This window comes from Paraburkholderia phenazinium (genome assembly GCF_900142845.1).
Taxonomy (GTDB): Bacteria; Pseudomonadota; Gammaproteobacteria; order Burkholderiales; family Burkholderiaceae; genus Paraburkholderia; species Paraburkholderia phenazinium_A.
The window spans coordinates 3,809,830-3,822,524 of sequence record NZ_FSRU01000001.1; the positions used below are offsets into that span (position 1 = coordinate 3,809,830).

Below are 12,695 nucleotides of genomic sequence, written 5' to 3' on the forward strand. Positions count from 1 at the left end.
TCCGGCCATGCCGAAACCTCAGTGCGGGATGGCTGTCATTCCTGGTCGTCGAGGTTGAAGGTGACCCACAATTGCTCCGCGAGCGTCTTGCCGACAAATGCGGGTTCAGGCTTGGGATACGACGCATCGCGCACCGCCGCGAGCGCCGCACGATCGAGCAAACCGATGCCGCTGGACACCACGACGCTCAAGTTCGACACCTCGCCGTCCCGATACTGAAACGCGACCCGCGTGCGACCGGCCATGCCCGCCATACGCGCCGATTCCGGGTAGCGCAGCGCCGCCTGAATGGCCGCGCGTAAGGCCCCCTCAAAACTCGGTGTGGCAGTCACGACTGCCGGCGCGGGCGCGGCAGCAGGCGGCGGTGGCGGACGCGGCACGGGCTGTGGATCAGTCGGCGTTGCCTCGGGCATGACCGGCGCGGGCGTTGGCTCAGGCCGTGGGTTCGCGATCGCGGCAGGCTTCGGCGGTGCAACGTGCGCCACACGATGCACCGGCACGACCGGATGCGTGGGGCTTGGCGCCTCCGGTTTGGGTGGCACGACAGCGGGTTTCGGCATGGGCGCGGGCGCCGCTAGCGTCAGCAACGTCGGCGGCAGTTCGGCCGGCGCAGGCGAACGATGCGTCAAAAACGCAAATGCACCGCCAAGCAGAAGCACTTCCGCGAGCAGCGCCAGCACCGCAGCGGACATCAGGCGCGGCCGTTCCCGCACAACCTCGGGGGCGGAGACAGTCGCCATATCAGTTCGCCACGGGTTGCGCAGCCAGCGCGATCTGCGAGACGCCCGCGGCACGACAGGCGTCCATGACCGCGACGAGCTTCTGGATCTGCGCCTGCTTCGAGCCGGCAATCGTCACCACGGTGTGTGAAGCATCGGCTCTCGCTGCCAGCATCGCCGTCAGTTCAGCGGGACTCAAAGTGCGGCCGTCGACGGAGAGGCTGCCGTCGGTCGCGAGCGTGACGGTCACCTTCGGCGGCGGCAAGGACTGCGTCGTGGTACTCGAAGGCAACTGTGTGCGCAAACCGGCGTTCGGAATCATGTGCAGCGTGATCATGATGAAAAACACCAGCAGAAAAAACATGATGTCGATCATCGGAATGATCTCGATGCGAGCCTTGCGCGCTTCGAAATACTTCATCGTCACGCTCCCTGCGACGCAAGTTTTCCGACCACTGCACGCGGTGCCTCGCGCACGGCTTTTGAGCCTTCGTGCGACGTCCCAACGAGACGGTTGACGAGCGCGGCCTTCACAGTCTCCATCTGATGCACGACACCCCGCACGCGATTGTGCAAGCCGTTGAAGAACACCAGACCGATCATCGCCACGAACAGCCCCGACGCTGTCGCGATCAGCGCCTCGGCCACGCCGCCCGTCACCTGGGTCGGCGCATTGCCTGGGTTCGACAGCACCTGAAACGCGTTGAACATGCCGACGATCGTGCCGAACAGACCGAGCAGCGGCGCAAGTGTGACGATGGTGTCGAGCACCCAGAGAAAGCGGTCGATGCGCGGCGCTTCGCGCATGATGGCTTCCTCCAGGCACGCATCGAGCTCTTCGCGCGAGGCCTGTCCGGCAAGACGTCCGGCGGTGGCGAACAGCGTCGCCATCGGCAGCGCGTGAAACTGCTCGGCGCAGGCGGTCAGCGTCGCCGCATTGAACGTGTCGAGTCTGTCGAGCTGCTCGAGCGCCGCGCGGCTGCTGCCGGCGGCACGCTGCAGAAACCAGCAACGTTCGATGATGATCGTCAAGGCGACGAACAGCATGGCGGCAATCACGTACAGAACGCCGCCCGAATTGTTCGCGAGGTGCAGCAGGGTATCGACGGTCATGGGAAAGCTCCGGTTAGAAGTCGGTGGACAAGGTGCCGATGAAGGCACGGCCCGGGATGGTCCAGTACAGCGGCGTGTTGTCGGCAGCGGTATAGCCTGCTAGCGCGTCGATACTGGTGCGGTTGAACAGGTTGTCGATCTGGAAGCCGATGCGCGTGTTATGCAGCCACGGCGCGAGGCTCTTGATCGTGTAGGCGGCCGAGAAGTTGGTCACCGCAAAGCCGCCAATCGGCTGCGTGTCGCCGGTGTCGCCAAACTGGTGGCCCACAAACTTCGTGATCAGCGAGCCGTTGAGCGGGCCGTGTTCGTAGAGCACGCCGGCTGCAGCGGTTTGCTGCGGCGCGTTCGGCATCCAGTCGCCGGTACTCTTCTGCTTGGCCGAGTTGAACGTCAGATTGGCGTAGAGGCTGAAACCGTAGCCGAGCGAGAAGGTGGCTTCGGACTCGAAACCCTTGTACACCGCGCCGCCGGCATTCGTGAAGATCGTGTTGTCGCCCACCGTGCGGCTCGTCACCGCGTTGCGGAAGTTGATGTAGTACAGGTCCGCTGAAACCGTCAAACGGTTGGTTTTGAAGGTTGTGCCAATCTGGTAGTTATCCGTTTGCTCCGGATCGGGCTGCCCCGACACCGACGGGTTCTGCACGTAGAACACATTCAGGTTAGGCGCCAGAAAGCCCTGCGCATACTGGATGTACGCGCTCCAGTCGGAAGCAATCTGTTCGTGGACCGTGAGCGAGGGCAGCACCTTCGTCCACGTATGGCCATAGTCGAGCGGATCGCCCGATTTCTGGTTCATCGGCGAATCGATATCGCGATTGAACGACACATACTTCACACCCGGCGTCACCGTCAGGCCGTAGGGGAGTTGCAGCGCGTACTGCAGGTAAGGCTCGAACGTCAGCAACGTATCGGTCATCGTGAAGTTCTGCGACAGGAACGCAAAGTTCAACGAATCGTCGACATTGAAGTTGTCGCGGAAGTTGGACTGGTGCGTGATCCACGCCCCCATTTGCAGCGTGCCCGGTCCGATCTTCCGTTCGGCCGTGAGCACGTCGCCCCATGCGCGGTAGTTGTTGTTCATCTCCTGACCCGGCACATCGTTCGCACCGAGGCTGGTGCCGTTCGGCGTTTCGCCGTTCGGATCGAGTCCGTTAAAGCCGTTGTGGTAGTAGCCGTAGGTGTACAGCTTGTTATTGATGACCCATTGAGCGACCTTCGTCTGAACGTCGATGTACTCGAAGTCCGTGTTGATCAGGTCGACGTTGTAGCCGGAGAACGCCTGACTCGCCGGATTGTCGTTCAGACCGAAGTTCGGACCATAGGCCTGAATCTGTGCGGCGGTTGCGCCGAGCGGCACGTTCTGGTGAATATTGTTGTAGGTGGCGAAGACGGTGATTAACGTATTGTCGCCAATCGGCTTCTCGAGCTTGAAGTAGACGTTCTGACGACGTTGCGCAGAATCCGTCAGGTAGCCGTCGCTGCCCGTCTGCGTGTAGCCCACCATCGCGCGGGCGTCGCCCCACTGCTGCATGTCGCCCGTATTCAGTTCCGCGCCGGTAATCCACGTGTTCCAGCTACCGTATGAACCCAGCACCGAAAACGACGGCGTGAGCGAAGGATCCTTCGACTCCAGCCCAATCGTGCCGCCAAAGGTGGCGAAACCGATCTGCGAGGCGTCGCCCGGACCGCGGTCGATATTGATGCTGCCCAGCACCTGGTTCGAGAAGAACGAGGTCGAGTGGTGGGTGAAGTCGTTGGAGTCGCCAAACGGAATGCCGTCGAATGTCACGTTGTACTGACCGTCCTGAAACCCACGAATGGAGAGGCTTTGCGACTCCATCAAACCGGATCCGTTCGGGTCGATGTTCGACACGCTAGGCGCGATCTGGACGATATCGCTGTAGTTCGAGGTGGGCGCCGTGCTGTTCTGGATGTAGTGCTGGCTGATGACCGATTTCGGCTCGCTGGCCGTCAGCGAACCCTGGGAAGGCGCCTGGGCCGGCGCCGACTCTGCATTCTTTGCGGCAGGCGCGCTGTTATCGGAAGACGACACGGCCGTGCTTTGCACCGAGCCGAGATCGCCAGTTGCCTGCGCATGCGAGACCTGCGCTCCGGCGGCGCACAGCGTCGCAAGAACGAATTGCGTCAGCGGTTTCTGATTGAACTTTGAACGTACCCGTTGCATGGTTCATGCATCCTTGTTTTTGAATGGGGCGGTGGGGCAGTGAGTCAGACAAGGCCGGATGCTATAGACCACGCATTAATGCCCGGTGATGGGTAAATTACGAAGTTAAAGTTCTTATTACGGATTGCCGACAAGTGGCGCGTCGCAGATCGAGTCATGAAACAGCCACATACTCATGGCACGCTTCGCGGCCAGACGTCGAGGCCCGCGAACCTACACCCGATGCCAGGCGACACCGCAACGACGCTGCGCATGCATCCCAACGACGCGTCATCTAATGGAACTACGTCCTCTTGGAAAGTGAAGCATCGATCCTCCGCCAGCCGGGCCCCATGCCTCGCATCCTGGTTGTCGAAGACGACGACCCCACACGGCTCGAAGTCACTGCGGCGCTCGAGGACTATGGCTTTGCCGTCGAGAGCGTCGCGCGCGGCCACACTGGCTTGCTGCGCGCGCTAGAAGGCGATTTCGATGCAGTGGTGCTGGACCGCATGCTGCCGGATGTCGACGGTCTGTCGATCCTCTCCACCTTGCGCAATGTCGGCAAGCAAACCCCGGTGTTGATCCTGAGCGCGCTTTCGGCGGTCGACGAGCGCGTGCGGGGCCTGCGTGCCGGCGGAGACGACTATCTGACCAAACCATTCGACAGTCTTGAACTCACCGCTCGGCTGAATGCGTTGCTACGCCGCCGCTCGTCGCCTGTCGAAGCCTCCGCACTAAGCGTAGGCGATCTCGTCCTCGATACCAGCACCCATCACGTCGAGCGTGCAGGCGAGGTCATCGAGCTCAAGCCGCGCGAGTATCAGTTGCTCGAATACATGATGCGTCACGCCGGACAGCCGGTCACGCGGGCGATGCTGTTCGAGTCCGTCTGGAATTACCACTTCAACGCGCAGACCAACGTGATCGATATGCATATCGGACAGTTGCGCCGCAAGGTCAGTCTGAATGGCCGGCTCTCTGTGATGATCCACACGGTTCGAAATGTCGGCTATATCCTCCATGCAGGCGAATAAGCGCCAGACGCGCATGCACTTCAGCAGCGTCACGTGGCTGCTGGCGGTGTTTATCAGTTCGGCTATCGTCCTGTTCACCCTGCTTTACTGGGTGACGCACAGCTATCTGCTGCACGAGGTCGACGAGCGGCTGCTGGGAGAGGTCGCCGAGTTCCACTCAATTGGCCGCGCGGAGGCGATTGCCGACATCGCGGCGCTCAGCCGGCGCGATGTTGCGAGCAGCAGACCCTATGGCGTGTTCGACGCCGACGGCACATGGCTTGCGGGAAATATTCATACGCTGCCGGTTGCCCGGCACCGCAAACCGTTCTACTACACGCAGGTCATGCAAGACGGCCATCGCGCCATCGACGCGCATTTTCGCGGCATCATCGTGCCGACCCAGAGCGGCTTGCGCATCGTGGTGGGGCATTCGATCGACGAAATCATCGACTTCGACCGGACCCTGGTGAAGATGCTCTGCGTGGGTCTGATGTTGACGATCATCCTTGCTGTGGGATGCGGAGCGGCGCTGAACGCGATGTCGAACCGTCGCATCCGGGCCATCAGCGTGACCGGGCGCGAGATCATGGCGGGCCAGCTAAACCGGCGCCTGCCGACCCGAGGCACGCATCACGATCTGGATCGCCTTGCCGAGATCGTCAATACGATGCTCGACGAGATAGAGCGGCTCGTGGCCGAAGTGCGGGGCGTGTGTGCCGGCATCGCGCACGACCTCCGCACGCCGATGACGCATCTGCGCGCAGGCCTGGAACGGGCGCGACGCCGTTCGGCCAGTGTGGACGATTACCAGACCGCCGTCGAAGCGGCCATCGTGCAATCGGACATCGTGCTGAACCGCTTCACCGCACTGCTCAGAATCGCCGAAATCGAAGCCGACGGGCGGCGCGCCAGCTTTGGCGAGGTTTCGCTCAGCACGGTCTTGCGCGATGTCGTGGATCTCTACGAACCGGTTGCGGATGACCGTGGTTTGTCAGTGACCGTGCTTGGGCACGAGCCCGTTCAGGTGACGGGCGACGTAGACCTGCTGTTCGGCGCGGTCGAAAACCTGCTGGATAACGCGCTCAAGTTCACTCCGCGTGGCGGCATGATTACGCTCGAAGCCACGACGGAAGCGGGGGAACCCATTGTGTCTGTCGCAGATTCGGGGCCCGGCATCGAGGCGGGTGAGCGCGAGGCGGTCTTGCGGCCGTTTTATCGCAGTCCGAATCAACAGGCCCATGCGCCGGCCGGACACGGCCTCGGCTTGAGCCTGGTTGCGGCCATTGCGCGCGTGCACGACGCCGACGTGGAAATACACGACAATCAGCCAGGCTGCAAAATGGTATTGCGCTTCAAAGGAGCGTGACTGCCGCGGAAATCCGCGCACGCGGCCGGAGCGGGCGTGCGCGGTCTTTGGATAGCATCTTCGTTGCCCTACTCGTCCTGAACCGGCGACAGCAAGCCGTCGCCGTCCACCTTGAAGCTGAAGCCTCGCCAGATCACTCGCGTCGAGAAGAAACTCGCCACGAAGATCAGAAACGACACGATATCCCACAGCGGCAGCAGCCATAAGTCGCTATACGCTTGCCCCAGCGCGTGATCCGACTGTACCTTCAACGCCAGTCGCGCGAGCAGCGCCACCGCCACGAGCGGCCATGCCCACGGCGCACCGCCCGAGAATGCGGCAGCAAGCAATGCGAAAGCGAGCGGATGCGTCAATACCGAGCCGAAATGGCCGACCGGATCGATCGTGCGGATGGTCCGGCTCCAGCGCAATTCGTGCGCAATCAGCTTGGTGGCGCTGGTCTCGACGCACGCGTGCGACACCGTGAACGGCGGTATCACCACCTTCTCGCCGATCATGCGCACCGCTTCGCCGATCGCATGATCCTCCGCCAGGTGATGCACGAACTGCGCGAAGCCGCCGATCTTCTCGAGCGTTTCGCGCCGCATCGCAATGGTCTGCCCAAAGCACGGCCGCGCCATCCCCAATGCCAACCCCGTCACGACGCCCGGCAGAAACTGGTAATTGGTCGCCTTGGCCGACAGCCGCGGCCAGAACCCCGGATCGGGCTGGCCGCGATAGACACAGGTGACAAGACCCACGCCGGGTTTCTGCAACTCGCCGATCACGTTGCGCAGATAATCCGGCCCCACGCTCACGTCGCTGTCCGCGAACACCAGCACGTCATGCTGCGCCTCGGGCAACATGTTGAGGATGTTGCTCATCTTGCGGTTGGGTCCATACAGACGTGCATCGGCCACTACCGTGATATGCGCATCAGGATGCAGCAGACGCAACTGTTCAACCGTGTGCAACGCCGGATCTTCCGAGTCGTGCACGCCGAACAGGAATTGCAGTGGGCCCGGATAGTCCTGCTGGCAAAAGCTCGCCAGGTTGCTGAGCAGGGTCCACTCGTCGCCGTGCAGCGGCTTGACGATCGTGACCGGCGGATAGCTGCTGGGCTCCGACGGGGGACGGGAGAAGAAACGCCCGATCAACGCGCCGGCGAGCGCCGTATAGACGATGCCGAATGCCGCGCCTGTACCGCACAGATAAGCAAGCGCGACGAGGATAAGATGCTTCCCTTGCACATGACTTTCAACTGCGATCAGTCCACTTGCGAGCAGCAGACCGATCAGGCAGGCGAGCCATACCAGAGACTTCATTGGCGCATCACGCTTCGTGAGCGCGCAGGAAGCGGAAGAACTCGACGCCTTCGCGCAGACGCCGCTTCATCATGTCCCAGCTCATGAGCATCTCGCGCACGATCTCCCAGATCTTCGAGGGCCGGAAATAGAAGCGCTTGTAGAAACTCTCGACGTGGTGATAGATCTCTTCGCGCGACAGATGCGGATAACCGATCGCCGCCAGTTGCACACCTTCCTTGCTGACGAGATTGATCACCTTGTTCTCCTGCAGCCAGCCGTTCTCCACCGCCTGGTTGTAGAGCGTCGTGCCCGGATACGGCGCCGCCAGCGACACCTGGATCGTGTGCGGATTGATTTCCTTGGCGTACTCAATCGTCTTTTCGATCGTCTCCTGCGTCTCGCCCGGCAGCCCCAGGATAAACGTGCCGTGAATCTTGATGTCCAGCTTGCGGCAGTCCTCGCTGAAGCGCCGGGCGATGTCCGTGCGCAGACCCTTCTTGATGTTCAGCAGGATCTGGTCGTCGCCCGACTCGTAGCCCACCAGCAGCAGGCGCAGGCCGTTTTCCTTCATGATCTTCAGTGTCGAATACGGCACGTTCGCTTTCGCGTTGCAGGACCACGTCACGCCCAGCTTGCCGAGACCGCGTGCGATTTCTTCGACGCGCGGCTTGAAGTCGGTGAAGGTGTCGTCGTCGAACATGATCTCCTTGACCTCAGGCATGTTGTCGCGGATCCACTTCACTTCTTCCAGTACATTCTCCACCGAGCGCGTGCGGTAGCGGTGCCCGCCTACCGTCTGCGGCCACAGGCAGAACGTGCACTTCGAATGGCAGCCGCGACCCGTGTAGATCGATACATACGGATGCTTCAGGTAACCGATGAAGTAGTTTTCAATCTTCAGGTCGCGCTTGTAGACCGGTGCGACGAAGGGCAGCTCGTCCATGTTCTCGAGGATCGGGCGCGCCTCGTTGTGTTCGATCGAGCCGTCCGCTGCGCGATAGCTCAAGCCCTGGATCTGCGCGAGCGGTTTGCCCGCGGCCACTTCCTGGCAGGTGAAATCGAATTCTTCACGGCAGACGAAATCGATCGCCTCGCTCGCGGTCAGCGAGTTGTGCGGATCCACGGCGACCTTCGCACCCACCATGCCGATCATCACCGACGGTTTGAGCTGCTTGAGGTCCTGCGCAAACATCGCGTCAGTGGGAAACGACGGCGTGCTGGTGTGGATGATCACAAGCTCGTACTGCTGCGCAATCTTGAGCGAGGCTGCGACCGACAAGCCATCCGCCGGCGCATCGAGTACGCGGCTATCCGGCACGAGTGCCGCCGGCTGCGCGAGCCAGGTGGGATACCAGAACGAGCGGATCTCGCGCTTCGCCTGATAGCGCGAACCCGCGCCGCCATCGAAACCGTCATACGACGGGGCCTGCAAAAACAGCGTTTTCATGAATGATGCTCCGGCAAGATGCTTGAAATCTGATAATCAGGTAATCGAAAGAATGGGTTTGCGATGACATGACAGCGCGCCGGACCTCGCGCGGCATTACGCGCGGCCGGCGCAAAACCTGCTGCCGTTAGCACGCGGCCCACTCGATGGCCGTGCGATTGAACCGGAGATGGAGAACCACAAGCATGCGCACCGGACACACTGGCGATATCTCGATGGCATTGGCATGTGCTGCGCTGAAGGTGGCGTAGCGTTGGGACAGGGCTGAGACAAATGCGGCGCGCGCCACGTGTCTTGTGACCAGTACGAAGCACACGATGACCGCCACAGCGACTAGCCGGAAGGTCGTCGACGTAAACACATCTTCAGGCACACCGAACAGGCCGATTGCCAAAAGCGCCGCTACGTCTATCACGATGGCAGCAAGCGACGCTGTCAGGAGATAGGCCCGTAGCATGTTGATTGTGGATGGTTTCATGGCGCGGTTCGTCGATACGGATGGGCGGAAATATCGAACGCGCTTTCATTTTCCTTGTAGCGATCGATAAGCCGATGCACGTCTTCTGGTTTTAAAGCGCGTCTATACGTCCATGCGTTGTGAGTCGATAGTAGCGGCGAAACCTGATGGGAACCTTAAGCGAAAAGGCGCCATACTTTCAACGACATAACACCCATGCAGTACAGTGCGAATTGTCCCTGGCAAAGATGACGATCTGACTGGCGACAGCCCCGAATCACCACACGCCTCCCAGTGCCTTGACGAGCAAAACGCTTGCGTCGATCTGCCGGCGCTCCAGGTCGACGGCAGTGCGCTCGTCCGTCAATGCCGTGCTTTGTGCGGTGACCACCTCCAGGTAGTCCACGGTGCCGATCCGGTACTGGTCCAATGCAAGCTGCAGGGTCTTTTGCGCTGACGCCACCGCTTCATTCTGCTTGCTGGCCTCCTCACGCAAGATACGCAGCGACGCCAGGTTGTCTTCCACTTCCTGAAAGGCCGTCAGCACGGTTTCGCGATAATCGGCCGCGCTGGCATCGTATTGCGCCTGAGCCTTCTCGGTCATCGCGCGGCGGCGGCCGCCGTCGAACAGGGTGCCCACCAATGCCGGTCCTACCGCCCACATGCGCGACGGTGCAGTGAGCCAGTTCGTCAAGGTCGAACTTTCGAACCCACCGGTGGCAGACAAAACAAGGTCGGGAAAAAACGCGGACTGGGCAATGCCGATCTGGTCATTGGCCGCTGCCACGCGTCGCTCCGCGGCGGCGATATCGGGCCGGCGTTGCAAGAGTTCGGAAGGCAGCCCCACTGGAATCGCGGGCGGTACGAAATCCGCCGTGGCCGGCGGCAAGCTGAACGTCGACGCGGGCACGCCGGTCAGCGTGGCAATCGCGTGCTCGTATTGCGCACGGGCCACGCCCAGGTCGATATCCTGCGCTTCGGTGACCTGCAGTTGCGTCTCGGCCTGGCTCACGTCCGCCTGCGACGACACGCCGACCGCGAAACGGCTTTTGGTGAGATCGAGCGACTGTCGGTAATCTGTAATCGTCTGATCAAGCAAGCGTTTGGAGGCATCGAGTCCGCGCAGATTGAAGTAGTCGACCGCCAGCTCGGCATGCACGCCAAGGCGCACGCTCTCGAGATCGGCCGCGCTCGCCTGTGCGCCGGCGCGTGCGGCGTCGTTTTCGTGCGCGATTCTGCCCCACAGATCCGGCTCCCAGCTCGCGTCGAGTGCGACCGCATAATCGCCGAACGACTTGCCGGCCGTCTGCTGATGACCGATCACGTTCGCCGAATCGTGCAGGCTGGTCGCATCGGTCGTCACGCCGACGGTCGGCAGATACGCGGCGTGGGCGGACTCGACCATCGCACGCGCCTCCTGAAGCTGAGCGACGGCCTTCTGGATCGTCTGGTTCGAGACGCTGACGCGCGCTTCGAGTGCCGTCAGTTGCGGGTCGTTAAAGCGCGTCCACCATGCGCCGCGCGATTCGGTGTCGGCAGGCGCGGCGTGGGTCCAGCCAGGTGTAGCAGGCGAAGACGACACGGCCGCTTTGCCCGCCGTTGTCGACAGTGCGCCGCTATCTGTCGAGGACAGGCCGCCGTTCTCCTTGAAAGCCGCGGGCACGGCCACCGAGGGTCGCACATAGTCCGGACCGATCGAGCAGCCCGCGAGACCGAACACACTCGCCGCGCAAAGCGCACCAAGCAGCCGCGCGCGCGCGCTGCGCAGCGGCGTCACGTGAACAAGCCGCAGCTTCATGACTGGCCCCCTGCTCCGTTCGCTTTTGTCGCCGAGGCGCTGCCAGGGGACGAAACCCGCACGGGCTGTCCATTAGTAATCGAGTCGGACGGATTGAGGATCACCTTGTCGGTCGCGACGAGGCCCGCGGCCACTTCGATGCGCGTACCGAAGTCCCGGCCCAGCTTGATCGTCTTGAGCAGCACCTTCTGTTGCGCATCGACGGTGGCAACCTGCACCCCTTCAGGCCGGTACAGCAGCGCATTCACCGGCAACGACAAGCCCGGTTGAGCGGTTTTCAGCGACAGCCGCACCTGTCCATACGATCCCGGCAGCACCGCGTCGGCCGCGTTCGGCACGTCGACTTCGATGCGCAGCGTGCGCGTCGTCGGATTGATCGCGCCCGTGTTGCGCGCGACGGTTCCCGGCAGGCAGCGTCCGGGGATCTGCGCAACCTCGAGGCACGCCGACGTGCCGTCCAGTTGCGTGCCGGCGTAGTTCTGCGGCACATCGGCGTATACGCGCAACACGCTGGTCTGGGCCAGATCGAACATCTCTTTGGCCGGACCACCCGCGCTGCCCGCATCGATCAACGCGCCGACGTCGATGTTTCGCGCCGTGACCACACCCTCGAACGGCGCATAGACCTTCTCATACGACTGCATCTGCGCAAGGCGCGCCACATTCGCTTGCGCCGCGAGAAGCGCCGCATGTTTCGCCTGCGCGTCGCTCTGTTTCATGTCGGTGTCCTGCTGCGAGACCGCGTGTGTCTGCACCAGTTGCTGCCAGCGTGTCGACGTCACCTGGGCTAACTGATCGTTCGCCTGCGCCTGCTGCGCATCTGCACGTGCCTGACGCAGCGCGGCGTCCACTTCGGGCGCGTCGATGATGGCCAGCAATTGCCCGGCTTTCACATGCGTGCCGATATCGGCGTACCAGGCCTTCAGATAGCCGTTGGTACGCGCGAAAATCGGCGTCTGCTGATACGCCTCGATATTGCCCGGCAACACCAGCGCCTGGTCGGGCGGCGCGACCGTGGGTAGCGTGACCTGCACGGTCGGCACGGCCAGTGCCTCGGTCTGCTGCAGCAGCGCGGCACGCGCGTCGAGCCGCGGCACGATACCGGCGCCAAGCGCCGCCGCGACAACCGCTACGATCAGGGCAACCCGCAGAACGCCGCGCGGGCGTTGCGCGGGCGGTTGAGTCTGTGGCGCGGTCTGCGACGGATGCTCCGGCGCGGACTTGGGAGGTTGGTTGGACATGCGGCGTACTCCGGTCAATTCGAATCAGATCAGGTTAGGGTTGCCAGGCACAAGGCGGCCCCGCTCCGGGACCGGGCGAGGCGCG

11 protein-coding genes are annotated in these 12,695 nt (G+C 62.4%); 2 read left to right on the forward strand and 9 right to left on the reverse strand.

Going from position 1 to position 12,695, the window contains the following annotated elements:
* Positions 1 to 35 precede the first annotated feature (35 nt).
* From BUS12_RS16640 to BUS12_RS16655, 4 genes are read right to left on the reverse strand one after another with little or no spacing between them, the layout of a single operon-like run.
* Positions 36 to 740, reverse strand: coding sequence for a TonB family protein (locus tag BUS12_RS16640; protein WP_074296722.1), 705 nt, complete (start codon positions 738 to 740; stop codon positions 36 to 38).
* 1 nt (position 741) lies between these two features.
* Positions 742 to 1,140, reverse strand: a complete 399-nt coding sequence (locus BUS12_RS16645; RefSeq protein WP_074296725.1) for an ExbD/TolR family protein — start codon at positions 1,138 to 1,140, stop codon at positions 742 to 744.
* Positions 1,141 to 1,142: 2 nt separating this feature from the next.
* The gene (locus BUS12_RS16650) at positions 1,143 to 1,832 is read right to left on the reverse strand and encodes a MotA/TolQ/ExbB proton channel family protein (protein ID WP_074296727.1); all 690 of its coding nucleotides are present in this window, start codon (positions 1,830 to 1,832) and stop codon (positions 1,143 to 1,145) included.
* Positions 1,833 to 1,845: 13 nt separating this feature from the next.
* Positions 1,846 to 4,017: a TonB-dependent receptor gene (locus BUS12_RS16655; protein WP_074296730.1), complete on the reverse strand. Its 2,172-nt coding sequence runs from the start codon at positions 4,015 to 4,017 to the stop codon at positions 1,846 to 1,848.
* A 332-nt stretch (positions 4,018 to 4,349) separates the two neighbouring features.
* On the opposite strand from BUS12_RS16655, the gene BUS12_RS16660 reads away from it, so the two are divergent.
* Together BUS12_RS16660 and BUS12_RS16665 are read left to right on the forward strand one after the other, a co-directional pair.
* Entirely contained in the window at positions 4,350 to 5,033 is a 684-nt protein-coding gene (locus tag BUS12_RS16660; protein ID WP_074296732.1) for a response regulator transcription factor, read from the forward strand.
* Positions 5,020 to 6,381: a sensor histidine kinase gene (locus BUS12_RS16665; protein WP_171991648.1), complete on the forward strand. Its 1,362-nt coding sequence runs from the start codon at positions 5,020 to 5,022 to the stop codon at positions 6,379 to 6,381. The genes BUS12_RS16660 and BUS12_RS16665 overlap by 14 nt, the downstream gene beginning before the upstream one ends.
* 68 nt (positions 6,382 to 6,449) lie before the next feature.
* Here the strand turns inward: BUS12_RS16665 and hpnI are convergent, their stop codons facing one another.
* From hpnI to BUS12_RS16690, 5 genes are all read right to left on the reverse strand, one after another.
* The gene (hpnI, locus tag BUS12_RS16670; RefSeq protein ID WP_083640424.1) at positions 6,450 to 7,685 is read right to left on the reverse strand and encodes a bacteriohopanetetrol glucosamine biosynthesis glycosyltransferase HpnI; all 1,236 of its coding nucleotides are present in this window, start codon (positions 7,683 to 7,685) and stop codon (positions 6,450 to 6,452) included.
* A 7-nt stretch (positions 7,686 to 7,692) separates the two neighbouring features.
* Complete coding sequence (gene hpnJ, locus BUS12_RS16675) at positions 7,693 to 9,114, reverse strand: hopanoid biosynthesis associated radical SAM protein HpnJ (RefSeq protein ID WP_074296733.1); 1,422 nt, start codon at positions 9,112 to 9,114, stop codon at positions 7,693 to 7,695.
* A gap of 127 nt (positions 9,115 to 9,241) precedes the next feature.
* Entirely contained in the window at positions 9,242 to 9,592 is a 351-nt protein-coding gene (locus tag BUS12_RS16680) for a hypothetical protein (protein WP_074296735.1), read from the reverse strand.
* 256 nt (positions 9,593 to 9,848) lie between these two features.
* Positions 9,849 to 11,369 carry an efflux transporter outer membrane subunit gene (locus BUS12_RS16685; protein ID WP_143788341.1) on the reverse strand — a complete coding sequence of 507 codons (1,521 nt, stop codon included), beginning with the start codon at positions 11,367 to 11,369 and terminating at the stop codon, positions 9,849 to 9,851.
* Entirely contained in the window at positions 11,366 to 12,610 is a 1,245-nt protein-coding gene (locus BUS12_RS16690) for an efflux RND transporter periplasmic adaptor subunit (RefSeq protein ID WP_083640426.1), read from the reverse strand. The genes BUS12_RS16685 and BUS12_RS16690 overlap by 4 nt, the downstream gene beginning before the upstream one ends.
* Positions 12,611 to 12,695 lie beyond the last annotated feature (85 nt).